This window comes from Ectothiorhodospira haloalkaliphila ATCC 51935, from assembly GCF_000633935.1.
Classification (GTDB): domain Bacteria; phylum Pseudomonadota; class Gammaproteobacteria; order Ectothiorhodospirales; family Ectothiorhodospiraceae; genus Ectothiorhodospira; species Ectothiorhodospira haloalkaliphila.
The window spans coordinates 1,011,852-1,038,053 of record NZ_KK214998.1; the positions used below are offsets into that span (position 1 = coordinate 1,011,852).

Annotated in this window: 22 protein-coding genes and 1 pseudogene; 11 read left to right on the forward strand and 12 right to left on the reverse strand. The window is 62.3% G+C overall.

Annotated features, from left to right (window positions below; all coding sequences use genetic code 11):
- Nucleotides 1-30 precede the first annotated feature (30 nt).
- The 5 genes from phoU to ECTHA_RS0112595 form a co-directional block, all read right to left on the reverse strand.
- Entirely contained in the window at nt 31-768 is a 738-nt protein-coding gene (gene phoU / locus ECTHA_RS0112575) for a phosphate signaling complex protein PhoU (protein WP_025282487.1), read from the reverse strand.
- 59 nt (nt 769-827) lie between these two features.
- Nucleotides 828-1,679, reverse strand: coding sequence for a phosphate ABC transporter ATP-binding protein PstB (pstB, locus tag ECTHA_RS0112580; RefSeq protein ID WP_035369605.1), 852 nt, complete (start codon nt 1,677-1,679; stop codon nt 828-830).
- A gap of 48 nt (nt 1,680-1,727) precedes the next feature.
- Complete coding sequence (gene pstA / locus ECTHA_RS0112585; RefSeq protein ID WP_025282489.1) at nt 1,728-3,407, reverse strand: phosphate ABC transporter permease PstA; 1,680 nt, start codon at nt 3,405-3,407, stop codon at nt 1,728-1,730.
- 17 nt (nt 3,408-3,424) lie between these two features.
- Nucleotides 3,425-5,725 (reverse strand): ABC transporter permease subunit, encoded by a 2,301-nt coding sequence (locus ECTHA_RS0112590; protein ID WP_025282490.1) that lies wholly within the window; start codon nt 5,723-5,725, stop codon nt 3,425-3,427.
- Nucleotides 5,726-5,921: 196 nt separating this feature from the next.
- On the reverse strand, nt 5,922-6,899 hold the full coding sequence (locus ECTHA_RS0112595) for a PstS family phosphate ABC transporter substrate-binding protein (protein ID WP_025282491.1): 978 nt from the start codon (nt 6,897-6,899) through the stop codon (nt 5,922-5,924).
- A gap of 224 nt (nt 6,900-7,123) precedes the next feature.
- Here ECTHA_RS0112595 and ECTHA_RS18270 point away from each other — a divergent pair, with 224 nt between their 5' ends.
- The 4 genes from ECTHA_RS18270 to ECTHA_RS0112615 all read left to right on the forward strand — a co-directional run bounded on the left by ECTHA_RS18270 (nt 7,124) and on the right by ECTHA_RS0112615 (nt 12,638).
- Complete coding sequence (locus ECTHA_RS18270) at nt 7,124-8,194, forward strand: ABC transporter ATP-binding protein (protein ID WP_025282492.1); 1,071 nt, start codon at nt 7,124-7,126, stop codon at nt 8,192-8,194.
- 70 nt (nt 8,195-8,264) lie between these two features.
- Nucleotides 8,265-9,290 (forward strand): extracellular solute-binding protein, encoded by a 1,026-nt coding sequence (locus ECTHA_RS0112605; RefSeq protein WP_026623781.1) that lies wholly within the window; start codon nt 8,265-8,267, stop codon nt 9,288-9,290.
- Nucleotides 9,287-10,966 carry an ABC transporter permease gene (locus tag ECTHA_RS0112610; protein ID WP_025282494.1) on the forward strand — a complete coding sequence of 560 codons (1,680 nt, stop codon included), beginning with the start codon at nt 9,287-9,289 and terminating at the stop codon, nt 10,964-10,966. Before ECTHA_RS0112605 ends, ECTHA_RS0112610 begins: the two co-directional genes overlap by 4 nt.
- Before the next feature lie 220 nt (nt 10,967-11,186).
- Entirely contained in the window at nt 11,187-12,638 is a 1,452-nt protein-coding gene (locus ECTHA_RS0112615) for an OprO/OprP family phosphate-selective porin (protein ID WP_025282495.1), read from the forward strand.
- A 127-nt stretch (nt 12,639-12,765) separates the two neighbouring features.
- Here ECTHA_RS0112615 and ECTHA_RS0112620 read toward each other — a convergent pair whose 3' ends face one another.
- Nucleotides 12,766-13,758: an alpha/beta fold hydrolase gene (locus ECTHA_RS0112620; protein WP_025282496.1), complete on the reverse strand. Its 993-nt coding sequence runs from the start codon at nt 13,756-13,758 to the stop codon at nt 12,766-12,768.
- A gap of 137 nt (nt 13,759-13,895) precedes the next feature.
- On the opposite strand from ECTHA_RS0112620, the gene ECTHA_RS18275 reads away from it, so the two are divergent.
- The 3 genes and pseudogenes from ECTHA_RS18275 to ECTHA_RS20715 all read left to right on the forward strand — a co-directional run.
- Nucleotides 13,896-15,047, forward strand: a complete 1,152-nt coding sequence (locus tag ECTHA_RS18275) for an AI-2E family transporter (RefSeq protein ID WP_025282497.1) — start codon at nt 13,896-13,898, stop codon at nt 15,045-15,047.
- Nucleotides 15,048-15,062: 15 nt separating this feature from the next.
- A complete protein-coding gene (locus ECTHA_RS0112630) occupies nt 15,063-17,096 on the forward strand; it encodes a 5'-nucleotidase C-terminal domain-containing protein (protein ID WP_025282498.1) in 2,034 nt (677 codons plus the stop codon).
- 113 nt (nt 17,097-17,209) lie between these two features.
- Nucleotides 17,210-17,335, forward strand: a pseudogene (locus tag ECTHA_RS20715) (helix-turn-helix domain-containing protein); the annotation flags it as partial.
- A gap of 59 nt (nt 17,336-17,394) precedes the next feature.
- On the opposite strand, the gene ECTHA_RS0112635 reads toward ECTHA_RS20715, so the two are convergent.
- Nucleotides 17,395-17,601: an AbrB/MazE/SpoVT family DNA-binding domain-containing protein gene (locus tag ECTHA_RS0112635; RefSeq protein WP_025282499.1), complete on the reverse strand. Its 207-nt coding sequence runs from the start codon at nt 17,599-17,601 to the stop codon at nt 17,395-17,397.
- Nucleotides 17,602-17,958: 357 nt separating this feature from the next.
- Between ECTHA_RS0112635 and ECTHA_RS18280 the strand changes: the two genes are divergently transcribed.
- Complete coding sequence (locus tag ECTHA_RS18280; protein ID WP_025282500.1) at nt 17,959-19,749, forward strand: GGDEF domain-containing protein; 1,791 nt, start codon at nt 17,959-17,961, stop codon at nt 19,747-19,749.
- Here ECTHA_RS18280 and ECTHA_RS0112645 read toward each other — a convergent pair.
- From ECTHA_RS0112645 to ECTHA_RS18285, 4 genes are read right to left on the reverse strand one after another with little or no spacing between them, the layout of a single operon-like run.
- On the reverse strand, nt 19,733-20,458 hold the full coding sequence (locus ECTHA_RS0112645; protein ID WP_025282501.1) for a GGDEF domain-containing protein: 726 nt from the start codon (nt 20,456-20,458) through the stop codon (nt 19,733-19,735). The genes ECTHA_RS18280 and ECTHA_RS0112645 overlap by 17 nt on opposite strands.
- A gap of 1 nt (nt 20,459) precedes the next feature.
- Complete coding sequence (locus ECTHA_RS0112650; protein WP_025282502.1) at nt 20,460-20,852, reverse strand: DUF1987 domain-containing protein; 393 nt, start codon at nt 20,850-20,852, stop codon at nt 20,460-20,462.
- A 22-nt stretch (nt 20,853-20,874) separates the two neighbouring features.
- On the reverse strand, nt 20,875-21,441 hold the full coding sequence (locus ECTHA_RS0112655) for a SiaB family protein kinase (protein WP_025282503.1): 567 nt from the start codon (nt 21,439-21,441) through the stop codon (nt 20,875-20,877).
- 10 nt (nt 21,442-21,451) lie between these two features.
- On the reverse strand, nt 21,452-22,735 hold the full coding sequence (locus tag ECTHA_RS18285) for a SpoIIE family protein phosphatase (protein ID WP_025282504.1): 1,284 nt from the start codon (nt 22,733-22,735) through the stop codon (nt 21,452-21,454).
- A 260-nt stretch (nt 22,736-22,995) separates the two neighbouring features.
- Between ECTHA_RS18285 and ECTHA_RS0112665 the strand changes: the two genes are divergently transcribed.
- Nucleotides 22,996-23,331, forward strand: coding sequence for a type II toxin-antitoxin system PrlF family antitoxin (locus tag ECTHA_RS0112665; protein ID WP_025282505.1), 336 nt, complete (start codon nt 22,996-22,998; stop codon nt 23,329-23,331).
- Nucleotides 23,328-23,858: a type II toxin-antitoxin system YhaV family toxin gene (locus ECTHA_RS18290; RefSeq protein WP_025282506.1), complete on the forward strand. Its 531-nt coding sequence runs from the start codon at nt 23,328-23,330 to the stop codon at nt 23,856-23,858. The genes ECTHA_RS0112665 and ECTHA_RS18290 overlap by 4 nt, the downstream gene beginning before the upstream one ends.
- Nucleotides 23,859-23,883: 25 nt before the next feature.
- On the opposite strand, the gene ECTHA_RS0112675 is transcribed toward ECTHA_RS18290, so the two are convergent.
- A complete protein-coding gene (locus ECTHA_RS0112675) occupies nt 23,884-25,251 on the reverse strand; it encodes a YhjD/YihY/BrkB family envelope integrity protein (protein ID WP_025282507.1) in 1,368 nt (455 codons plus the stop codon).
- 142 nt (nt 25,252-25,393) lie between these two features.
- Here ECTHA_RS0112675 and ECTHA_RS0112680 point away from each other — a divergent pair, with 142 nt between their 5' ends.
- Entirely contained in the window at nt 25,394-25,894 is a 501-nt protein-coding gene (locus ECTHA_RS0112680; RefSeq protein ID WP_025282508.1) for a peroxiredoxin, read from the forward strand.
- The last annotated feature ends 308 nt before the right edge of the window (nt 25,895-26,202 follow it).

Here is a 26,202-nt window from a genome sequence, read left to right on the forward strand (position 1 = left end):
CCCGCCGCTGGCGTCATTCTCGGCACCCGGCTACTGCGACTCCCCCTCCGGCTCGGCCCCCCGGGCCACCTGTTCCATCTCATCCAGGCTGATGTGCCTCACATCCTTGCCGCGGACCAGGTAGATCACGTATTCGCACATGTTGCGGGAGTGATCGCCCACGCGTTCCAGGGCGCGGATGGCCCAGACCACGTCCAGGGCCCGGGAGATGGTGCGCGGGTCTTCCATCATGAAGGTGATGTGCTGACGCATCACCGCCTCGTAGTCCCTGTCCACGTTGACATCCTCCCGGGCAGTGGCCACCGCGGCATCCACATCCAGACGGGCAAAGGCATCCACGGCGTTGTGCACCAGCTGCGTCACCTTGTCTCCCAGAGCCTGCACGTCACCATATTGATTGCGCGGACGGTCCTTCTCCGCCAAGTGCAGTGCCATGCGGGCCACCCGCTCGGCCTGGTCACCAATGCGCTCCAGGTCGGTGATGGTCTTGATGATGGCCAGGATGAACCGCAGGTCGCTGGCGGCCGGCTGATGCCGGGCCAGGATCTCGGAGCAGTGCTCGTCGATGGCCACCTCCATGCTATTGACCCGCACATCTTCCTGGATCACCTCGTCCGCCAGGGCCGTGTCTGCCGTGGTCAGGGCCTTCACGGCGTTGGCCACCTGCCGCTCCACCAGGTTGCCCATGTTGAGCACACGACGCCGCAGGGTCTCCAGCTCTTCGTTGTACTTTTCCAGGTAGTGACCACTCAGACTGCTCTGATCCATCGCCGTGTGCCTCGATAAAATGCTGTATCAAATGATGACTGATGACCGTGCCCGCGACGTTAACCGTAGCGACCGGTGATGTAGTCTTCCGTGGCTTTCTTTTTCGGGTTGGTGAACAGGGTCATGGTGTCACCATATTCCACCATCTCGCCCAGGTACATGTAGGCCGTGTAGTCGGAAACACGGGCGGCCTGCTGCATGTTATGGGTCACGATCAGGATGGTGTAATCCTCCTTCAATTCATAGATCAGTTCCTCGATCTTGGCCGTGGAGATGGGGTCCAGGGCCGAGGCCGGCTCATCCAGCAGGATGACCTCCGGCTCGATGGCGATGGCGCGGGCGATCACCAGGCGCTGCTGCTGACCGCCGGAAAGGCCAAAGGCATTCTGGTTCAGGCGGTCCTTCACCTCATCCCAGAGGGCCGCCCCGCGCAGTGCGCGCTCCACCACTTCGCTCAGTACCTGGCGGTTGCGCACCCCTTGGAGCCGAAGCCCATAGGCCACATTCTCGAAGATGGACTTGGGGAAGGGGTTGGGCTTCTGGAACACCATGCCCACCCGGCGGCGCAATTCGGCCACGTCCACCTTGCGGTCGTAGATGTCCTTGCCCTCCAGGCTGATCGAACCTTCGATCCGGCAGGCGTCCACCAGATCGTTCATGCGGTTGAAGCAACGCAGCAGGGTGGATTTGCCGCAACCGGAGGGGCCGATGAAGGCGGTCACCCGGTTGGCGGCAAGTTTCAAGGAGATGTTCTTCAGCGCCTGTTCCTCGCCGTAATAGAGGTTCAGGTCCTTCACCTCCAGGGCAATGCGCTCATCGGACAGCTTGAGGCGCTTGGCGTTGGGGTTCTCGAACAGGCTCGAGGCAATGCCGTGGCTCGAGGCCGGCGCGCTGTTGTCGGTCTGGGTCATTGTGGCATCCATTGGCGTCATTCTCTGTATTCAGGCCTTGATGGCGGATCAATCGGACTCGCTGCGGTACTTCTCACGCAGACTGTTGCGGATGCTGATGGCCGTGAGGTTCAGCATGACGATGAGCACCACCAATGTCATGGCCGTGGCGTAGACCAGTGGCTGGGCCGCCTCCACATTGGGGCTCTGGAAGCCCACGTCAAAGATATGGAAGCCCAGGTGCATGATCTTGCGTTCCAGGTGGATGAAGGGGAAGTTGCCGTCGACGGGCAGTGTCGGTGCCAGCTTGACCACGCCCACCAGCATCAAGGGGGCCACCTCGCCGGCCGCCCGGGCAATGGCCAGGATCAGCCCGGTCATCATGGCCGGCGTCGCCAGAGGAACCACCACCTTCCACAGAGTCTCGGCCTTGGTGGCCCCCAGCGCCAGACTGCCGTGACGGATGGTGCTGGGGATGCGCGCCAGCCCCTCCTCGGTGGCCACGATCACCACCGGCAAGGTCAGCAGCGCCAGGGTGAGCGAGGCCCAGAGCAGCCCCGGCGTGCCGAAGGTGGGCGATGGCAGTGCCTCCGGGAAGAACTGCTGGTCCACGGCCCCGCCCACGAAGTAGACGAAGAACCCCAGACCAAATACCCCGAAGACGATGGAGGGTACCCCGGCCAGGTTGTACACCGAGATGCGTATCATGCGCAGCAGCGGCCCCTGGCGGGCATATTCGCGCAGGTAGATGGCCGCCAGCACCCCGAACGGGGAGACGATGATGGACATGACGAACACCATGGTCACCGTGCCGAAAATGGCGGGCAGGATGCCGCCCTCGGTATTGGCTTCGCGCGGATAGCCGCTCAGGAAGTCCCAGAACTGGGCCACGTACAGGCCCATCTTGGAGACCACGGACATGTCGTTGGGCTTGACGGCGCGGATGATCTGAGCCAGTGACAAATCCACTTCCCGACCATCCGATACCCGGGCCACCAGGGTGTCCCGGCGCACGTCCTGATAGAGCGTGTCCAGGCGCTCCTGCAACACGGCAAACTCTTGGGTCAGTTCGGCGCGACGGGCTTCAAGCTCCGCCATGGCCTCTTCCTGAGTGGCACGATCGATGCGCCCGGCACGTCGGTCCATCTCCAGGCGGCGCTCATCCAGACGCACCCGTTCCATGCGCTGGTTGACGCTGCCGATCTCGCGCCGCTCGATGCGGCGGATCTCGTCGAAGATGTCATTGGCGCGCGCCACCCGTTGCTGAAGCTCCGGCCACAGGTCATCCCCCTCGGCCACCGTGCGGCCCGCCTCCATCAGGCGGACCGGATAGCCGAAGAAGTCCCCCCTTTCCCGTCGCTCCAGGCGCATGGCGTCCGCCGGGAAACGCCATTCCTCCATCCCGGTTTCCGGATACCAGACGAAGTCACGACCCCAGACATCCCGGTTGCCCTGCTTGATCAGGTGGCGCGTGACCAGATTGATCTCCCGGGGGATATCCACGCCAGCATCCCTGAGCACCTCGGCGGGCAAGGTCTGGGAACGGGACAGCTCACCCATCACCTGAACCTGCCGACCGTCCGGCTGGGTGACCGTGGTCTCCAGGATGGGGGCCGGCCAGAAGTGGGAGAACCCGCGCACCAGGATCAGCGACAGCAGCCCCACCACCATGATCATGCTGATGGCGATGGCGCCGGCGTTGAGCCACACCCAGGGAGAACCGCTTTTAAACCATTGCTTGACTGTCATCGTTCAGGATTCCGGGCCTACAGGTTGCTGTAACGCTGGCGCAGACGCTGGCGCACGATCTCGGCGGCGGTATTGAGCACGAAGGTGAGCACCAGCAGCACCAGGGCCGAGAGGAACAGGATGCGGTAATGGGTGCTGCCCACCGCCGTCTCGGTGAGTTCCACGGCGATGTTGGCCGACAGGGTGCGCATGCCCTCGAAGATGTTGAAATTGATGACCGGCGTGTTACCGGTGGCCATGAGCACGATCATGGTTTCCCCCACGGCGCGACCGAAGCCCATCATCACGGCGGCAAAGATGCCGGGGCTGGCGGTGGGCAGGACCACCCCCACCACCGTCTGCCAGGCCGTGGCCCCTAGGGCCAGCGAGCCCTGGGTGAGGTGCCGGGGCACGGTGTAGACCGCATCCTCGGCAATGGAGAAGATGGTGGGGATGACGGCAAAGCCCATGGCGATACCCACCACCAGGGCGTTGCGCTGGTCATAGGTGATGCCCATCTCGGTGAGCCACTGGCGGGTGCTGCCATCGAAGAACCACACCTCCACCATGGGGCTCAACTGGACACACACCCACACCATGAGCAGCACGGCGGGGATCAGGATGAGCATTTCCGTCCCCACGGGGATCCTGGCGCGAATCGCCTCGGGCAGGCGCGTCCAGGCAAACCCCACCGCCAGCATCAGCAACGGCAGCAGAATGAAGATGCTGAACACCGCCGGCAGATGAGCCTCGATGAAGGGCGCCAGCCAGAGACCGGCGAGAAAGCCCAGGATGACCGTGGGCAGGGCCTCCATGACCTCGACGGTGGGCTTGACGATCCCGCGCAGGTGGCGCTGCATGAAATAGGCCGTGTAAACGGCCCCCATGATGGCCAGCGGCGTGGCAAACAGCATGGCGTAAAAGGCCGCCTTGATGGTCCCCAGGGTCACCGGCACCAGGCTGAATTTGGGTTCGAAATCATCCGTGGCCCCGGAGGACTGCCAGGTGTAGGTGGGCTCGTCCCGCCCCTCGTACCACACCTTGCCCCACAGGGCGCTGAGGGAAACCTGCGGATGGGGGTTGCGCAGGCTCATGGGCAGGACCTGCCCATCCGGCCCCAGCACGAGCAGGGCCCGATTCACCGGCGACACCCCGATGGCCTGAATGGGCCCGTCCAGGATGGTGTCCTGCATCAGGGTGCGATTGGAGGTGGCATAGTGAATGCTCAGGCCGCCGGCAGCATCTCCCACCAGGAAACCCTTGCGGGCCAGTTCCGGTGAGATGGTGGCGATGGGCGCCGGTTGCGACTCAAAACTGCGCACATGCCGCAGACGGCGCACGTTCTCCTCGTCCCGGGCCAGGAACCACTGGCTCAGGGATCCATCCGATCCGCCGACGATGATGGACTGGGTGCCCACCAGAAACTCCATGGCGGTCACGTCATGGTCGTCTCCCAGCACGCGTACCGCCTCCACCCGGCGCGGGTTGCTCGGGGTGGAAACGTCGTAATAGTGAATGCGTGACTGATTGTCCGCCACGAACACGGCGCGGTGATCCGAATCCACCAGCACCCGCCGGGTCACGCCAGGGGGCGAGGGCAGTTCGTAGGCACTGTGATTGATCTGGGTCTCACCGGTGAACACATTGGTGGAGGTGCGATACAGGCTGAAGACCAGGCGGTTGTCGGCGGTGAGGCCGGCGATGGCAAAGCCACGACTGCCCTCCTGAATGGCCACCTGGATCAGCGGTTCCCCTTGAGCGTCCATGACCACCGGCTCCTCGCCCAGAGGAAAGGTGAGCTTGGGCTCGATGTGCCTCACATTGTCCGGGTAGGTCAGGTCGTAGTCGTGTCGGGCTACCACGGCCGTGCCGTCGGACAAGCCATAGGCCACCAGGCGCTGGCGCGCCTCGGCGGCGGCAAAACTGGTGATGCGCGCCTCTGCTGGAATGGGCAGGTCCACCGAGTTGCGAACCTCGCCATCGGGAGTTTCGAAGAAGGTGGCCACACCGTCGTCCGAGAACCGTACCCCCAACTCCTGATAACGCTCGATGGCCAGGTGCAGGGTCTGCGCCGCGGGCTCACCGGGGATCTGATAGCTCTCATGGGGCGTGACATCCGCCGGCATGAGCATGGGGACCACTTCATAGAAGAGGTAGACGAAGATCAGCCCCAGGGCGACCACCACCCCGATGCCGCCGGCACCCACGCCGTAGCGGGACACGCCGTCCTTGAAATAGCGCCACTTCCTGAGCCGGGCGCGCTTGTCGCCACTGGGCAGAAGGGCCGCATCCCGGGGGCTTTCGCCACCCCTACCGATGGCCGGGTTGGTTGTGCTCATGGTGCTCGTCGTCTTGATGAGGGGAAAGACGGGGTGGCACCCCAGCGGGGCCCACCGTATCGGCGCTCACGCTAACCCACGAACGTGACAGTTTCGTGACGGCGTCATGAAGCGCGAATGTGCAAAAGGTCAGGGCCCCGCGAATGGCGGGGCCCTGACTGGGGTGGCGGGGCTGGAATGCCCGCCGTGCCCGACTTCACTCGAGACCCAGCTCGGTACGCATGCGACCGGCCACCGACTCGGGCAGCGGCACGAAACCATCACGCGCCACCACTTCCTGACCCTGCTTGGAGAGCACCATTCTCAGGAACTCGCGCTCCAGCGGGGGCAGACCATCATTGGGGTGGGAATTGACGTACACCATCAGGGAACGGGCCATGGGGTAGTCACCGGTCAGGGCGTTTTCCGCATTGGGCTCGAACAGATTGCCTTCTTCCTGGCCCAGCTTGATGGCCTTGACGCCGGCGGTCTGATAGCCGATGCCGGAGTAACCGATGCCATTGAGGGACTCGGTGACGCCCTGCACCACAGAAGCGGAACCCGGCTGCTCGTTCACGTCATCGCTGAAATCACCGCCGCACAGGGCATGCTGGCGGAAGAAGCCGTAGGTGCCGGACACGGCATTACGGCCGTACAGGGCGATGTCACGGTTTTCCCAGCCACCGGTGAGGCCCAGCTCACCCCAGCGGCTGACGCGCTGATCGGCGCCGCAGCGGCGGGTTTCCGAGAACACGGAGTCCACCTGGGCCAGGCTCATGCCTTCGATGGGGTTGTCCTTGTTCACGAACACCGCCACCAGGTCGATACCCACGGCCACTTCGGTGGGCGGATAACCATGGCGCTCCTCGAAGGACTGCTTCTCGGAGGAACGCATGGTGCGGCTCATGGGACCGAAGTTGGCGGTGCCCTCGGTGATGGCCGGCGGCGCCGTACCCGAACCGGCACCCTGGATCTGGATATTCACATTGGGATAGAAGCGGTTGAACTCCTCGGCCCACAGGGTCATGAGGTTGTTCAGAGTGTCGGAACCGATGGAGGACAGGTTGCCGGAGATGCCCGAGACACGCTCGTATGTGGGCAGGTTCGGGTCGACCTCACTGGACTGGACGGGGCCGGCCATCACCAGCGCGGCGGACACGCCGGCGGCGACAAAGGCTTTCTTGAGGTGCTTCATGACATTCCTCTTCTCACGGGATGGATGGCAAGACAACCGCCACCCCAGATAATCCGGGGCGGAAACCGGTTTTGACGAGGGAGAGTATGGGAAGCAGGGGTGTCAGCTTTGTGAATGAATGATGACGTTTTGATGACGGACCGGGCGGCCGCCCCGTTCATGGCTCTGTCATTTCCAACCCCTAGCCTAGAGAGTGAGCGTCCAAAGCCATTCGGGGTACCCCATTGACCGCTTCACTCCAGTGCACCGCCATCACCAAGCAGTTCCAGTCACAGGTGGTTCTCAAGGAGATCAGCCTCGAGCTGCCCGCAGGAGAATGTCTGGTGCTGCTGGGCCCCTCAGGCTGTGGCAAGACGACGCTGCTCAACATCATCACCGGCATGCATCAAGCCGACGGTGGGCAACTGCGATGTGATGACGAGATCCTGGATGATCGAAGTCAGGGCATACATCAGTCCATGCAGCGCCGTGGCTTTGGCATGGTATTCCAGGACTTCAGCCTCTGGCCGCACATGACCGTGGCCGGCAACGTGGAGTTCGGCTTGAAGATTCAGGGCGTCGGCAGCCGTGAGCGTCGGGCGCGGGTCATGCAGGCACTGGAGCAGGTGCAGATGACCGAGTTTGCCGATCGCCGGCCGACAACGCTTTCCGGGGGGCAGGCCCAGCGGGTCGCAATCGCCCGCGCGCTCGCCGTACGGCCACGCGTGCTCCTGATGGACGAACCCCTATCGGCACTGGACGCCCGATTGAGGGAGGAGTTGAAGTCCGAAATCGGCACCCTGCTGAAAGAGACGGGCACCACCGCTGTCTATGTCACCCACGACCAGTCCGAGGCCTTCACACTGGCCGACCGGGTGGCGCTCATGTATCAGGGGCGCATCGAGCAACTGGATACTCCCGAAGCCCTTTATGCCCGCCCCTCCACACGCTTTGCCGCGAGCTTCATCGGTGCCTCCAATGTCATTCCCTACCGTCAGGAGGGCGATCGCGTCACCCTGCGGGATCGCCACGACATGCCGCTGCCCACCCACGCCATCCCCCCCAAGGGTCACCTGGTGGTCAGACGCGAGCACGTCGTCATCGAACCCGTGGGCGAAGGCACGAGACACCTCAACGGCCATGTGGTTCTGGAGGGGGTCTGCCGTCGCCGAAGCTTCCTGGGCGATCGCCACGAGATCCTGGCCGGGCTGGATGGAGGACTGGAGATACGTGGATTCTCTCAACACCCGTTGCGCCCGGGCGACCCGGTGGCCATCCGCTTTCCGGGTCACGGCCTGCACGTGGTCGCAGACTGACCCCTGGGCCATCAACACGCGCATCGAGTCACTTCACGCTTCCCCCTACCGCGACTGACGCTTTCATCTCATGCCTCAACCCCTCAAAACCTGCGCGGCGATGCTGACCCTCGTCATTCTGGCTGCTGGCTGTGGTGATGCACGCCAGGCGGACGGGGATACCCTCGTGGTGTATTCCGCCGGCCCCCGCCCCCTGGCCGAGGCTGTGGTGTCGGACTGGGAGGCGAGCACCGGGCACAGGGTGGAACTCTTTGCCGCCACCACGGGGCAGATCATGGCCCGTCTCGAGGCGGAGCGCTACCGCCCCCGGGCCGATGTGGTGGTTTTTGCAAGCGCCCTGGCGGCGGAATCGCTCAAGCAACGCGGCGCCCTGCTCCCCTACCAACCCGAGGGGCTCAACCACACGCACGAGGCCTGGCACGACCCGGATCACCACTACGTCGCCACCTCCGCTGCCATCGTTGGCGTGGCCTTGAGGGATGGCGTGGGCACGGTGGATCTCGACTGGTCGGAGTTGATGTCAGGCCAGACCGGCGGACGGCTGACCATGCCGTCTCCCTCCCGCTCCGGTTCGGCCGGTGAATTCGTGCTGGCCTACAAGCTGCATCACGGCGACCGGGCCTGGGATGACTACCTTGCCATGCGCCGGGCCGGACTGGAGTTTTCCGCTGCCAACAGCCAGGCCATCGGGGGACTTTTGCAGGGCGCCTACCAGGCCATTGTCGGTGCGGTGGATTATCTGATCTACCGCCAGGTCGACCAGGGGGCCCCCGTACGCATGCATTATCCCCCTTCCGGCTCGGCCCTGGTGATACGGCCGGTGGCCATCCTGGCAGACACACCTGTGGAGGATCTGGCCCAGAGCTTTGTGGACCACTATCTCAGTCTTCCCATGCAGGAAAAGGTGGCGGCTCAGCATCTGTTGCCCGCCAGGACCGATGTCCCCCTCAGCCCTGCCCGCGCCGGCCAGGGCCTGCCCGAGACCTTCAATATCGATACCGCCGAGGCACTCGAGCAATATCGGGATGTGCTGCGCCGCTTTCAGATCCAGGTGGAACGTGCCGAGGTGGTTCCCGCCGGAGGCAACAACCCGTGACACCTGAGCTACGCGCCCTGCGCCGCCATGCCTGGCTGCAGTTGCCCATTCTTATCTGTGCCCTGCTCCTGCTGCTGGCCACGGGTTATCCGCTCCTGCTGCTGTTCGCCCAGAGCCTGTTTCCGGACATCCTCGGTGGCAGCTTGGAGGGTTTTCTCGACCCTTACCGCCGCATCGTCGAGACCGAAGCCCTGGGGCAGATGATCCGCAACAGCCTGCTGTGGGCGGGGGCGGTCACGGTGGTTAGCTGGATCATGGGCATCCCCTGTGGATATCTGCTGGCGCGCACCAACCTGCCCGGCAAGCTCTGGGCACGGCTATCGCTGCTGGTGCCGATCATGACACCCCCCTATATCGCCGCCCTGTCCTACATCCTCGTCATGCAGCATGGGGGGTTCGCGGACACCCTGCTTGGCGGACTGCCGGACGGCCTGAGAGCATGGTTTTTCTCTTTCTGGGGCGTGACCCTGGTGATGGCCCTCTCTTCATTCGGCTATGTGGCTCTGGCGGTTGAGGCGGCCTTGTCGGCCATCCCGCGACGTCTGGAAGATGCGGCCCAGATGCTGGGAGCCCGGTGGTATCAATTGGGTGCGCTGGTGCTGGTGCCGCTGTTGCTGCCGGCCATTTTCAATTCAGGTCTGCTGGTATTCCTGGAAGCCATCTCGAATTTCGGTGTACCGGCGGTAATGGGAACCCGGGCCAATCTGCCGCTGCTCCCGGCCGAGATCTTCTACCTGGTCACCAGTTGGCCCATCGATCTGCCCCTGGCCACCTCCCTGTCGAGCCTGCTGTGCCTGTTTGCCCTGGCCACCCTGTATGTCAGCCGCTGGCTGGCGGCAAAAGCCGGAGGGGGTACGCTGAAGGCCTCGGAATCGGCCCTGCATCCTCTCGGACCTCTGGGAAAATGCCTCGGCTGGGGCCTGTTTCTTGGCCTGTTCCTGCTCTCGGCGGCACTACCGTATGCAGCCATGATCATCACGAGCCTTGCGGATGCCTGGGGAGAGGGGCTGCCGGCACTGACCCTGGGTCATTACCAAGCCATCCTGGCACCCGGCTCCCGGGGGCTGGAAGCCCTCACCACCAGTTTGGGGCTCTCCATCGCCGCGGCGACGATCTGCGTGATCATCGGGGGGTACATCGCCTACGTGAATGTCCGCAGTACCGGACCCCTGCAAAAACTGCTGGACGGCCTGGCCATGTTACCCCGGGTGATTCCCAAGATCGTTGTGGCCGTGGGCCTGATCCTGGCCTGGAATGCGCCCTGGATCCATCTGGATGTCTACAACACCCTGTGGATGTTGCTGCTGGCCTATGTGGTCATCTACATCACCGACGCCCTGAACTATTCCAACACCAGCCTCACGCGCATGAGTCCGAGCATGGAACACGCCGCCGCCATGCTGGGCGCCGGCCGGGCAAGGGTGTTCTTCAGCATCGTGCTCCCGCAACTGAAACCCGCCCTGCTGGCCGCCTGGGTGACCACCTTCATCGTCTGCATGCGCGAACTGGTCGCCTCCATCCTGCTCCTGCCCCCGGGCGCGGACACCACCGCCACGTTCATCTTCAATCAGTTCGAGCAAGGCGATATCACCATGGCGATGGCCATGGCCACCGTGACCATCGTGCTGACCACGGTGGTGCTGATCCTGTTCCGGGTGGGGCGGCAGGAAGCGTAAACGCACTACCCCGTCATTGAATCGTCATCCTGTCTCAATCCGCATGTCATACCCGACCGACAGGATGGCCGCCGGCGAGGAATGTATGTGCAGGTCACCGATCCAACTGCGGATTCACATTGCCGTTTTTGATTGATGTTGCGTCCATCCTCCCCCCACGTTCGTGGGCATCCATTCGCGACAGGAGTCCCTTGAATAAAGAAAGAGAGAGAGAAACTGAATGAGATCATTAAAGCATCAAGCAGTACTTGCCGCCCTCCTCACTGGCGGCTTCCTGACCAATACAGCCCACTCCGGGGACTCCAGCTCTGCGCTGATCGACAAACTGATCGAGCGCGGCGTTCTTACCGAGCAAGATGCCCGCGAATTGCGTGACGACACCTTGCAAAAGGAACGGCGCGCGGCAGAGGATCGTTACCCGGGGCTCGAGTATGAACCGACCCTGCCGCTGAGAGCAGTGAACGATCGTATCCAGGCCAGGAAATTCCGCGTGGAGAGTCAGGATGGCACGAATCGTTTCGGCTTGCGTGGCCGCCTGATGATCGATACCGAATTCGCGGATTGGGACAAGAATCTGAACGCCGCATCCTCGCAAACGGACCGGCAGGATTTCGATGGGGCCCTCCCGGAGCGAGGTACATACCTTCGTCGGGCGCGCCTTGGAGCCATTGGTGTTTATGATGACACCTGGGAGTGGCAGCTGGAAGTTGATTTTCGGGACAGTGATGTCAGGTTCGCGAATGCCTACCTCGCCTACCTGACCGACCACGGGCGGCTGGCAGTTGGCAATTTCAAGGAACCCTTCTCGCTGGAGAGCTCCACCAGTTCGCGCCGACTGACTTTCATGGAACGCGCCACGCCAGTCGATGCCTACCGCCCCAGCCGCAATATTGGCTTGATGTACGAGACCCTGGTTCCGAATTACTATCTGGCAGCGGGTGTCTTCGGCGGCGAGGGCACGGATCGTGATCGCGACGTGGAAGAAGGCTACGCACTGGCCTTGCGTGGCTCCTTCGCACCCTACATGTCTGATGACACCTTTTCTCACCTGGGGCTGTCGTACAACTATCGGCGCAACTCCAAAGACTTCGATGACGAGGATGGCGACATCTATGAGGACGTGCGCTTGCGTTCACGCGAAGGGGCGCGAGCAATCGATATTCGCCTGATCGGCCGCAACGACATCGAAGGGGTGGAAGACTTCAGCCGATATGCACTGGAAGCCGCATGGGGCCATGGTCCCTTCTCGCTTCAGGGCGAGTATCTGCGTGTCGACCTGAACCTTGACCCTGACAAAGGGGATGTTCGCACCGACAAGAGCCGTCTCACGCTGGATGGCTACTATGTGCAGGCCAGCTATTTCCTCACCGGCGAACACCGCAACTATCGTGCCTTCAGCGGTGACTTTGGTGCCGTGCGCCCGAACTCGACGTTTGGCCGCGGCGGCACCGGTGCCTGGGAGCTGGCCGCACGGTTTGCGCACGCGGATTCCTCGGAGCACTCCCGTCCGGGCCGAGGCAACAAAATGGATCACTACACTCTCGGTCTGAACTGGTACCCGAACGAAGACATGGTGTTCAAGCTGAACTATATGTACTTCGACTATGAAGGTCGCGGCGGCAAGTCGGACGGCAACCAGGTCCTGGCTGCCCGCGCTCAGTTCGAGTTCTGATCGGCAAGCCATCCAGGCGCATGCACAGGGACGTGCCCTCTTCTGGCCACGCTGTGGCGATGCGAATTCGCGGTGAATGAGCCCATTTGTGGGTCCAAGTGCCCAGCAAGACTGATGCCCCCCGCATCTACTGGTCTTTCAGGAATCCCAGCACATCTTCCAGCACCCGATCCCGGATGCGATCCTCCTCCATGAGCAGCTCATGGCGGGCACCGGGATAACGGATCAGGGTGCATCGGGACAGCAGGTCGCAAAATGACGGGTGTCGTTCTGCCACCACCAGCCGGTCGGCGGGGGCGGAGAGCAACAGCACTGGCTGATGGATGGTATCGGCGGCCTTGCGCTTGATGAGACGCCGGGAACGCAAGGCCTGATCCAGCCATCCCCAGGTGACGCCGCCGAGCGCCAGTTCGGGTTGTTCCCGGAAGTGATCATGGTGAACCGACCAGCGCGCCAGGCTGCCGGTGACCGGATTGCCGGCAAACCGATGTCTTTTGGGATCGTACGGTCCCTGTCCCAGCGCGTACCACTCCCCCAGACCAAGGTACACCGCCAGGCGCGCGATGCGCTCGGCCAGCCAGACGGGATAGGGCCCCGTGTTGGGCAGTAGCATGGGCGCCGAGAGGATGAGTGCATCCACAGCACCTGCATCGCCATCCACCAACGCTCGCAACGCCAGGTGGGCACCCAGGGAATGGGCCAGGATGACCCGGGGCCCGGGGTCCTGGTGTGTCTGATCCGCCATCCAGTGCAGCAGATCGGCGGCAGCCACGCCAAAATCGTCATGATGAGCGCGATGCGGGTCCGCCAGGGGGCGCTCGGAGAGGCCCTGGCCGCGCCATTCAAGAAGTCGAACCCGCCAACCCTGCAGGGCCGCCCAGTGGGCGAGTTCGTCGTACTTTTCAGCAAACTCCTGGTATCCCGGGAGCAGTATCAGGGTACCCAGGCTCTGCCCGTCCGGGTGCCAGACGGCCTCGCGCAGCGTCGTGCCGTCGGGGGCGGTCCAGCGTTCAGTCTCCATGGACAGGGCCGATGACCATGGCAGGCTGCAAACCCCGGCGATCAGGGCAATGCCCGCCAGATGCCCCAGTCCTGAGTCAAGAAGCCAGGGACGCCGCATCCCGGACCCCGGTCATGAGACAGGGCACACACCCCTGCCATGTCATCGCATCGTCATCGGGATGTCGTCGAGCCAACATGCGGTCGTGGCACCCTCGGATGATCGCGCCACCCCGGCGGGACGCTTGATACAGGCTCATGTTCACTCTCCTTCGGGAATGGTATTCCCGGCATTTTTCCAACCCTCAGGTCTTCGTGCTGGCGGCCTTTCTGGTGATGGGGCTCGTCGTCCTGGTGCTGGCCGGGCAGTTGCTTGCCCCCCTGCTCGCCGCAGTGATCATCGCCTATCTGCTCGAGTGGGCCGTGCACGCCCTGGAGCAACGGGGCCTGCCCCGGCTCCTGGCGGTCACCCTGTGCTTCGTGCTGTTCCTCGGCGTCATGCTGGGTGTGGTGCTGGTGGTCGTCCCCATCCTCATGCAGCAAATCGGGCAGCTGGTCAGAGAGTTGCCCAGGATGATCCTGGAAGGCCAGCGTATGCTGCTGCAGTTACCAGAAAATTACCCCCACATGGTGACCGAGGATCAGGTGCGGGAGGTGATGGGTGCACTGCGGGCGCAATCCATCGTTCTTGGCCAAAGGGTGTTGAACCTCACGCTCATGTCGGCCATGCAGATGATGAACCTGCTGGTGTACCTGATCATCGTGCCACTGATGGTATTTTTCCTGCTCAAGGACAAGGCGCTGATACTGGCATGGTTCGCGAGCTTTCTGCCACGGGACAGCGGTCTCGTCCAGGTGGTCTGGCAGGAGGTCCATGTAAGGATCTCCAGCTACGTGCGGGGCAAGTTCATTGAAATCGTCATTGTCTGGGGCGTGACCTATCTGGTGTTCTGGATGCTGGGCCTCAATTACGCCCTGCTGATCTCCCTGTTGGTGGGCCTTTCCGTGCTGATTCCACTGGTGGGGGCCATCGCCGTCACCTTGCCGGTGGCGCTGGTCGCCTATTTTCAGTGGGGGTTCAGCGCCCCCTTCATCCACGTGATGCTGGCCTATACCGTCATCCAGATGCTGGATGGCAATGTGCTGGTGCCGCTGCTGTTCTCGGAGATGATGAACCTGCATCCCCTGGCCATCATCGTCGCGGTCATCATCTTCGGAGGTCTCTGGGGGCTGTGGGGCGTCTTCTTCGCCATCCCCCTCGCCACCCTGGTGAATGCCGTGATTCGCGCCTGGCCGAGTGAGAGTTTCATGGAGAGCCACCAGCATCATCCTGATCATGTCACTCCGCCTTCATGCCAGGCAAACGCAGATGTCACCTGCACAGCCCAGACTGCGAATTTCGATCAATAAGCCAGGAGTAAGGAAATGCAAGCAAAGGCCTTTCAAGCTGGTGGTGCCGCTATTCTGGCATTAGCGCTGCTCGCCGGATGCGACAGTGATTCCACCAGCACATCGGACGAAACGTTCCAGCTGCAGTTGCTGCACTTTGCGGATGTGGATGGGGGCGGTACGGCGGCCATGTTCAACGTGGACGAGTTTTCGGCCCTGGTGGATCATTTCCGATCCCAGGATCCCGAGCGCACGATCCTGCTCAGCTCTGGCGATAACTACATCCCGGGCCCCATCTTCGAGGCCAGCACGGATGCCCGTATGGCAGATGTGGTGGGCGAGCCTGGGCAGGGACGTGGCGAGATCGTGATTCAGAATCGGCTGGGGGTTCAGGTCACCGCCGTTGGAAATCATGATCTCGACACCGGACCCGCCGGCTTTGCCGGCATCATCTCGCCCGACGGCGACTACCCCGGGGCCATCTGGCCGTACATTTCGGTGAACATCGATTTCATGGCGGATTCGAATACGGCCCCCTTGGTACAGGACCCGCGCCAGGAGGCCAGCAACCTGCCACCTGGTTCACTGGCCCGAAGCGTCGTGATCACGGTGGATGGTGAGCGCGTCGGCGTTGTAGGTGCCGTGACCCCGACTCTGCCTGCGATCACATCTGTCGGAAACCTGACCCTTTCACCCGCTGATTTCGTGGAGAATGAAGCGGGGTTCGATGCACTTGCTGCCGTGATCCAGGAAGAGGTGGATGCACTGACCGCAGAGGGGGTCGACAAGATCATCCTCGCCGCACACATGCAGCGCATCAACGTGGAAAGAAACCTGGCCACACGCCTGCGAGACGTGGACATCATCGTTGCCGGTGGATCCAACACGCTTCTGGCGGACAGCAACGACCTGCTCCGAGAGGGAGACAGCAAGGGGGGTGATTACCCTGAGATCTACGAAAGCGCCAGCGGTGAACCTGTTCTGCTGGTCAACACGGATGCGGACTACAAATATCTGGGTCGTCTGGTGGTGGAATTCGATTCGGATGGAGTGATCCTCACTGACAAGTTGGATCCCGCCGAGAACGGCGCCTGGGCGGCCACGCCCACGATGGTGGAACAACTCAAGGCCGAACCGATCCCGGAAGTTGTGGAGGTTGCTGAAGTCATCCGCCAGATCCTTGGCGAACTCGATGGCACTGCCTATGGCATCACCGAGGTTTTCCTGGAAGGACGACGCGCCGAGGTGCGCAGCCGCGAGACCAACCTGGGCAATCTGACGGCGGATGCCAACCTGTGGTACGCACAGCAAATGGATACCAATAACCCGCCCTTGGTCTCGGTGAAGAACGGGGGCGGTATCCGCGCGCCCATCGGCATCGTCAGTGTTCCGCCGGGTGAAGAGGATGCGGTGGCGTTGCTGCCCCCGGCGGCCAACGACTTCGGCAAACCCGAAGGCGGCATCTCGCAGCTGGACATCCAGACCTCCCTGGCCTTCAACAACGGTCTTGCCCTGGTGGACATGACGGCGGCTGAATTACGCGACCTGCTGGAGGAACTGGTCAAGGGCAACTTCGGGCACACCGCAGGTCTGCGCGTTGAGTTTGATCGATCCTTCGAAGCTCGCTCCGATGGCGACAGCAATCAAGGCGCTGTCACCGACGGGCAACAAGTCCGGGAAATGAAGGTCTGCCTGGGGGACTGGAATGCCGGCGCCTGCAGCGGGGGCTGGGAAACCGTCGTCACAAATGGCGTGACACAGTCAACAGATAGAAGCTACAGGGTCGTCGCACTGGATTTTCTGGCAGCCTGCGCCGCCCCCGCTGGCAGCGAGTTTGCGAGGCCCAACTGCGGTAGTGGATGGCCATTCAATGGACTGACAGAAGCCAACTTCGCATCCCTGCTCGAAGAACGATTCCAGAACGCCGACCCCGGTGGTACCGATTTTTCCAGCACCGGGGGCGAACAGGACGCCCTGGCCGAGTACCTTCTGGAGTTCCATTCGGATGCAGACGATGCCTATGACGTGGCACCGGATGTCAACGAGCGCTTGATACCGGTCAGCAACTGACACCGTCATCTGTGATGCAGCCTGACCCCGCAGGCGAACGACGCCTGCGGGGTTCTTTTAATCACTCGCGCAGCGGCTCAGGGGAGTCCATAACAACCAAGTATGCTCTCAATATGGTCCAGCGTAAGGTCACATACCGGCTTTACCCCACGGCTGCCCAGCTCTCCGCCTTGGAGCACCAACGCTGGGTTCACTGCCTGCTGTGGAACGAAGCACTGGCCGAGCGGCGGCAGGCCTGGAGCGAACGGCAGGCGTCACTGGGGTTTTCGACTCAGTGCAAGCGACGAATCCACGACATTCACAGCCGTTCTTCTTCTCTGAGAACGGTGGTATCAATTCCTTGCAGAAAGCCTCTCATCGCCTTCATGGGCTTGAGGGGAATCACCTCGATTCTCCCCTGATATGATGTAATCTGGACTTTCTGGCCAGATACAATTCCCATGGATTCACGAATTTCTTTAGGAATAACAATCTGGTATTTGGGAGAAACGGTTACTGAAGCCATGAGGCCACCTATCGATAAGCAGTCGGTATTACGATAGCTCTATCGACTCGAACGATCAAGGCACATAAACCAGCGGGCAATGGTGACGCGACGAAGAAGCGCCGCTTTCGCGTGTCTGCGTCCATGGCGTTGTTGGATATCCCCCCTTCCTCCGCCCTGCGGCAACTCATTCAACCTTCCCCGCTCATTCTCATGCATTTCCTGCGGGATAAGGTGGATGTTCGCGGTGCTGTACTGACCAGCCGCCCATACAGATATCCCACTGTAGCCGCAGGCATCATCGTCATGGACCTGTCACCCATACAAGGTAAGCTACCTTTTCAACTTTCAACGCCCCGAATGCGCATCGGAAAAACAGTGTCCAGTTGTCAAACGCTCGACCACATCATCGCGGGCGGGCATCTTCATGCCTTGTTTCAACCCATCGTCGACATGAGGGATGGAAAGGTGGCGGGCTATGAGGGTTTGATCAGAGGGCCTTCCGACAGCCCCTGGCACGCCCCGCAAAAGCTCCTGGCGGAGGCCCGGCGACAGGGACGACTGTTCGAACTGGATGTGCTTTGCCGGGAGGTGATCCTCGGGCAGTTTGCGCACCTGGGGCTTGGGGAAAAGTTGTTCCTGAATGTGACGCCCGATGTGTTGCTGGACCGCAAGGCCATACACGGGGTGACCCTGCGGTTCCTCAAAGAGGTCGGCATCCCACCGGATCGGGTGGTGATCGAACTCACCGAGCAGGAACCCATCATCGATTATTCCATCATGCGCGACGCCGTGCGGCATTACAGGGACATGGGGTTTTCCATCGCCCTGGACGACCTGGGTGCCGGCTACAGCAGCCTGCGGCACTGGTCCGAGTTACAGCCCGAGTACGTGAAGATCGACATGCATTTCGTGCAGAACGTCGACCGCGATGACGTCAAGCGGCAGTTTCTGCGCTCCATCAACGAGATTGCCCACGGCCTTGGCACCCGGATCATCGCTGAAGGGATCGAGACCGCGGCGGAATACGAGGTCATTCGACATCTGGGCATCCCGCTGGGGCAGGGCTACCATATTGCCCGGCCCGCGGCCGAGCCCACCCTGGCCGCTGAAAGGCTTCGACACGAGCGATCATGGGACCCGCAGGACTGGTTCCCGGCACCCCGCAATCGGGCCCAGGAACTGATCCACCCCAATCCGGTGGCCAACCCCAACCAGACGCTGGCGGACACGGTGGCGCAATTCCAGACATCACCGGATCTGCACTGCCTTCCCGTGGTGGACAGGGGTCGACCTGTCGGCATGGTAAGACGCCATGAGCTGCTCATGCTCTACTCCCAGCGCTTCACCCGCGAACTGCATGATCGCAGTCCGCTGCGCTATTTCATGCGCGTGGATCCGTTGCTGGTGCCCGCCGATCAGCCCCTGGAAGAGTTGAGCGAGGCCATCTCCGCCCATGGACAGGTGGATCAGGAATTCGTGATCATTGATCCGCACACCGGCGACTACCTGGGGGTCGGCTGGCTGGTGGAGCTTCTGAAGAAGCTCACCAAGCTTCAGGTGCATTACGCAAGATATGCCAATCCGCTCACCCAGCTACCGGGCAATGTGCCCATCAACGAGCACCTGGACCAGCTGCTGGCAACCCACCAGCCCTTCACCGTGGCCTACTGCGACCTGGACCACTTCAAGCCCTTCAATGATCATTATGGTTACGCCCGTGGCGACCGCGTGATCCGTGCGCTGGGGGACCTGGTGCGCAGGTTGCCCAGGCGGCAGGGGGATTTTGTGGGGCACGTGGGTGGCGATGACTTCATCCTGGTCTTCAACGGGGAAGGAGAAGGGCACGCCCGGTGCAAATGGCTGCTGGAGGCCTTTGCCGAGCAGGTGGGGGAGTTCTACGATGCAGGCGACCGGGCAACCGGAGGGGTCACCTTGCTGGATCGACAGGGACGACCTCGCTTCTTTCCTTTGCTGAGCCTCTCCATCGGGGTGGTACCGGTGGACCCCGGCCTGTTCGAGTCGCACCTGGACATCGCCCAGCGGGCCAGCGAGGTCAAGCGTTGTGCCAAGCAGAAACCCGGGAACACCCTGTTCGTTGACCGCCGCCTCGGCAGCGATCAACACGATATCGTGACGGACAAGCCCCCGGTCAGGCGTCTGGGGTGATCCAGTCCGCCACCGTCTCGATGCGATCCCGCCCCAGGGACTTGGCCCGGTAGAGGGCGTCGTCGGCACAGACGTAGAGCGTGTCGAAACGGGTGCCGGGGGCGCTGGCAGCCGCGCTCATGGAGGCTGTGACCCGCAGTCCCGGGTGAGCGGGCTCCCGTATATCCCGGATACCGCCACAGATGTCCTCGGCCAGATGCAGCGCGCTGGCCCAGTGCCCATGGGGCAGGAGGATGGCAAACTCCTCGCCACCCAGGCGCCCGCACAGGGCCTGCCCGGGCGCCCGTGCACACAGTACCCGGGCCACGCCGACGATCACCCTGTCGCCCACCGGGTGGCCGTAGCGGTCATTGACCTGCTTGAAGTGATCGATGTCCAGCAGCAGCAGGATCACCGTCCCGGAGGCCATCAGCGACACCGTTTCGCCGATGAAGGTTTCGCGGTTGAGCAACCCCGTGAGTCCATCGTGCCGGCTTCTGAAGGTCAGTTCTTCGGTGAGTTCCCGCAGTTTCTGATTGGCCCGGTTGAGTTCACGTTCGGTGCGGTCCGCGTGGTTGATCAGCCGACCCGTGTCACGAATCATGCGGTCGAAGGCCTGGGCAAGATCCGCCAGGGCACGGTGGGCAATCTCGCCGTTTCCCTGTTCCAGGGCCTCTTTGGCCCGGCTCAGAGCGGCCTTTTCCCGGGCAAACAGGTCGGGCGCGGTCATCTCAGAGTGCCTGTGTGGGCAGGGAACGAAAATCGATATCGGGGAAGTCCTCGGCCAGTTCCTGTCCGAACTCCAGGATGGTTTCATCGTCCTCGTCATGAATCCAGTTCAACCGGATGTGATTACCCCGGACGATGGAATAGTTGAGCATGTCCACCAGATTGAAGAGCATCTTGGTGCTGGAACTGTTGAAGTACTTGAGTTCGATGGTGACCTGGATCTCGGTGTCCTTGCAGCCCTCAAGGAACGCCCGGGTGCGCTCCAGGATGTCATGGTAGAAGGCCACGGCACTCTCCGGGTAGGACTCCCCGCGCAGGCGCAGATGACAGGCCTCGAAATCGAAGTCCACCTCCGGGGTGTCCGGGCTGGCGGGAATGTAAAGACGATTGTCCATCGGTGTGTTCTCCCATTGAACATCAAAGGTAAGCGCGCAGCGTGAGTGTGAGATCGCCCGTGGGATGTTCACCGATCTCGTAGTCGATGGGTGCGGTGCTGTCCCGGGCAATGGTGAGCAGCCCAAGGCCTGCGCCCTTGCTGTTGGCCGGCGGTTCGGCGGCGCGCAGTTGCTGGCGGTAGGAACGCTTGATCTCTTCCCGGGACATCTCCCGCAGGGCGGACAGGGTCTGCTGCAGCTGATCGGCCCATTCGCGGGTGACAGGGTTCTTGCAGATGATCTGGAACCGCTCGCCAGAGCGGCAGATGCACACCGACCCGGCACGCATCTCCCCGGCCGACGCATCATCCGCATGCAAGGGATCGCTGGAATAGTGGATGATGTTCTGCGCCATCTCGATGAAGATGGAAAACAGCTTGCGCCGGGTGCTGCCCGAAGTCTCGCTGGCTTCCAGCCGCAGCTTCACTGCGTCGCCGATGGCATGGATGATGTTCTGGGAGAAATCCCCCACGTAGTAGAAGATCAGGTCGCCGTTTTGCCGTGCGCAGTCCTGGGGCTTTTCGGCACAGATGCACAGTGCTTGATTCATTGGGGAAACCTCAGCAGGAAGGATGTCCGGGCAATGCCAGGGCGATGAGGGTGATGTCGTCACGGGGAGGCTCGTCCCCGCGATAGTCGTCCAGAGCCTTCTCAAGCGCCTTGCCCTGCCCGGCCAGGCTCAGGTGTCGTGTCTCCAGCAGGCATTGGCGCAGGCGCTTCTTGCCAAAGGCGATGCGCTTGTCGCCGCCGATCTGGTCGATCACACCATCACTGACCAGATAGAGCCTTTCTCCCGGATGGCATTCCAGTGTCTGGTTTTGCCACTCCTGATCCCAATGGATGCCCGTGTAACCCACGCCCGCCCGGTCGCCCTTGACCGCCTCGCACTGCCCCTGCGTGCCGGGCATCAGGCGGAACAGGGGCATGTGGGCACCGGCATGACGAATCTGCTGTCTGGTGGCGTGGTAACGCAGGATCGCCCCATCCAGACCATCGTCGGAGTTCTCCAGTCGATGGGCGTGGCGGTCGCAGCCCATCTGCTGATTCAGGCTCTGCTTGATACGGCGATTCATGGCCTTGAGCAGGGCCGCCGGGTCATCCGGACCGTGTTCGGCAAGGGCCCGTTCCAGGGCCGCGACGGCGATCAGGGTCATGAAGGCACCTGGCACACCATGGCCCGTGCAGTCGAACAGGCCCACCAGGAATCCGTCGGACAGAGGCAGGAAGTGGTAGAAGTCGCCGCCCACCACATCCCGGGGGCGCCAGCACAGCCAGTGCTGTTCCGGCAGAGCTTCGGCCATGGCCTGACAGGACGGCTTCAGCAGCGACGACTGCAGGATGCTGGCGTAATCGATGCTTTCTCTCAGCTGCCGGTGCTGTCGCTCCTGGAGTTCCGTCATCGCCTGCATCAGATCCAGCATCTGACCCACACCCACGTATTCGCCATCCTCCACCAGAATGAAGCCATCGACGAACACCTTTTCGCCGGCCTGGATGGCCAGTGATGTCAGTTCGTGAATGGGAAGGCCGGCCTCCACCACCAGAGGGCTCTTGTCCATGAACGCAATGCAGCTCTGCCGGCTGTACAGCTCCGGATAGAACGGTTTCGCCATCATGTTGTGGAACAGGCTGCGATTGATCAGCCCCATGGGACGCTGCCCGAAGGTGACGGGCAGATTCTGCAGGGCCCGATCCGCGGCGAAGCGCTCGGCGATCTCCTCGTTGGTGTGTTCCGGATGGGCCGGCTCCACATGAACGAGCAGATCCCGGCCAATCCGGCGATCCATGGGCGTGCCGCGGTGATCAACCCGCTGAGGGGGTCGCGAGGGAAGCGTGCTGGTCATGACGTCTCTTGGGTGAGGTCTTGGCAAGACCCCACGACTGGTTCACCTGAGAATCAGAGTCGCCATGTTAGAGACGGAGTATGACAGGGGTTTGATAGGGGCGGCTCGTGGCGACCGTTCATCACCGTGCCATTAACGTACGTCGGACAGCCCTGCGGACCTCCTGGCTGAACAACGGGCAGGCGGCTTCATTGACCAGGCAATGCGAATGCATTACCTTCTTCCCGTAACCCTTGCAGTGCCGCCGGGCGGAGAACGACATGAACACGACCATTGAAGCTGACTCCACTCTGACAGATCGCTACCAGACAACGGTGCCGGCAACGGTTCGTCATGCCCTGAAGCTGAAACGCCGTGACCGGATCCACTACACCATTCGCCCGAATGGGGAAGTGGTGCTCTCACGTGCGAGTGACGAGTCCAGCCGAGATCCCGTGATGACCAGTTTCCTGGCCTTCCTGGAGCGCGATCTGCAGGAGCATCCGGAAAACATTCAGGCGGTCACTGTCAGCACATTTGCCGAGGCTGAGCGTCTCACGTCAGGCGTTGAAGTGGATATGGACGAGGTGTTGCCAGAGGATGACGACGACGCATGACCGCGCTGAAGGTGAACGGATGGACCATTTACGCCCATCCACTGTTCATTGAACAGGTCGAAATGCTCACCGAAAAGGTGAAACGACTCCAGGAAAAGGATCCCGTTGGATATCGCGGCAAACCAGCCACCAAGCGCCTTGCAGCCATCGTGAAACTGGCCTTGAACGACATTCCCCAAGATCCCTCGGGGCCTCAGTACCGTCAAGGGAACACCCTCGGCACGGAGCACAGCCATTGGCGTCGGGCCAAGTTCTACCAGCAGTACCGGCTGTTCTTTCGCTACGACCTCGCCAGCAGGATTATCGTTTACGCCTGGGTGAACGACGAATCCACCAAGCGCGCCTACGACAGCAAGCATGACGCTTACGCCGTCTTCCAAAAGATGCTCAGGGAGGGTCATCCACCCGATGGCTGGCAAACCTTACGGGAGGCAGCCAAGAGCCATGGCGAGCGCTTCAGGGCGCTTCTGGGTGCAGCAGACGAGACCGTTGATGATCAGGCCATCTGCCGCGCCAGATCGCCGTAGATCAGTCGTTCGTCATGGATTTTCCTCAGGTCGAGGCGGCCTGCCCGGGCGAGACTCCATCTTCCTTCTTCGGCTGCTGATGCACCAGATCACGCAGTGACTGACTGGCCAGGGCGCCATCCAGCGCCTGTTCCATCTCCTGGCAGACCCGGGCCACCTGGTCATCCAGGCTGGGCTCCTGCTCGCCGGGAAGGGAGTTGCCGTAGCCCCGCACCGCATCGAGGATATCCTTGAGCGCGATCTGGCCCAGGTCCCGCCCCGGCAGGTAGCGGGTGGGGTATTTCGATGTGGGGACCAACAGCCCCGCCTTCTCCAGGGCCTGCAGCACCCGGTCCAGGGCCTCCTCGGGCAGACCCACATGATGCGCCAGTTCCCCGCGGGACAGGGGCTCACCGCCCTCATAGAAACGCGCCCCCAGGATCTGCATCAGGCGCAGCGCCAGACGCTCCTGCAGATTGCCTGACAGGGTGGCCGAATCTCCATCGGTGATCAGCAGATAGGTGGGATTCTGCAGGTAGAAGGCCACCTGCGACCCCACCAGCAGGATCAGCCAGTTCAGATACAGCCAGAACAGCAGCATGATCATGATGGCAAAGCCGGAATAGATGGCGTCGTACCGGGTGGAGCCCGCCATCATGGACGCAAACCCCCATCCCACGCTCTGCCAGAGGATGGCAGCCACCAGCGCACCGATCAGTGCCGGCAGCGGCCGCACATGGGTGTTGGGCACGAACACATAGATGAACGTGAAGGCCAGGGTCACCAGAAGGTAGGGCACCAGCTTGGACAACAGCTCCACCGACTGACCCACGACCCCGTATTCCATCGCCTGCTGCACGATGTCGGTCGCCATCACCGTGCCGGTGATCCCCAGGGCGGAAAAGACCAGCACCGGCCCCACCAGGATCACACTCAGATAATTGGAAAACTTCTGCACGAAATTGCGGGGCGTGTGCACGTGCCAGATGTAGTTGAAGGCCGCCTCCACCTTCTGGATCAGCCCCACCACCGTGAAGAACAGGAAGATCAGGCCGATGAACCCCAGCACCCCCACGCGCATGTTCTCCACGAACTCCACGACGTTGGCAACCACCTCCTCCCCCTGCTCCCCCAGGGGCTCCAGCAGCGTGAGCAGGAAGGGCTCCACCGCATTGTGGGCACCAAAGGCCTTGAGCACGGAAAAGGACAGCGCCAGCAACGGCACCACGGACAGCAGGCTGGTATACACCAGACTCATGGCATGCAGATTCAGCTGACCGCCGGACACCTCCCGGCCGATGCCCATCATGGCCCGCACGGCACCCACCGACCAGGCCTGGGAGCGGGACATGCGCCGGATATCCCCCTGCTCCACCATGCGTTTGATCTGTAGGGACTGTTCCTTGATCTTCATGGTCAGGTATCTTTCAGGTGGCCAATGCTGTCAGGATACAAGCCACGACAGGATCAAACCATACCGGCCCGGGCCGACTGGCCATTCATCATAAGTCGCCTCTAAAATGCCGGGCTTCGCAAACCCCAAGGAGGAGCCAGCCATGACCATCCAGACCGGTGAGCCGATTCCCGAGGTCACCCTGCGCATCATGACACCCGCGGGGGACCAGCCCATCTCCACCTCGGAGCTCTTCACCGGTTTCCGGGTGGCCCTGTTCGCCGTCCCCGGCGCCTTCACCCCCGCCTGCTCCGGCATCCACCTGCCCGGCTTCATCGCCCGCCATGATCGGCTCAAGGCGGCTGGGATTGAGAGGGTGATGTGCGTGGCGGTGAATGACATCTTCGTGCTCAATGCCTGGGGAGAGATCCATGAAGTGGGCGACCGCATCCTCATGGTCGCCGACGGCAACGCCGACTTCACCCGAGCCGTCGGCCTGGACGTGGACGCCTCCGGCGGCGGCATGGGCACCCGCTCCCGACGCTATGCCATGATCGTGGACAATGGCCGGGTGGAATGGCTCGGCGTGGACAAGCCCCGGCAGGTGGTGGAAAGCTCTGCCGACGCCGTGCTTGAAGCGCTGGGTGTGAAGAGTGGATCCTGAGGGGTGCCCCGTGATTCGGCGCCCTCACCCCAACCCCTCTCCCCAAGGGGAGAGGGGCCCGGCCACCGATAGCCACCGATAGCCACCGATAGCCACCGATGCTGAGTCGCCTCAGCGGGGGCGGGTTCCTGGAGGCGGGTGTTCACCGCATGGATGCGGTGGCCAAGCCTACAGGGACGTATTCACGGCGTCCCGCCGCAAGGAATGCGGCCCCGATGAGGGGAACCACCACCGAAGCACACCCCGGGCACGCCTTTCGCGGGCAAGGCCCGCTCCCACAAGCTCACACAAGACCCAACCCAGGCACC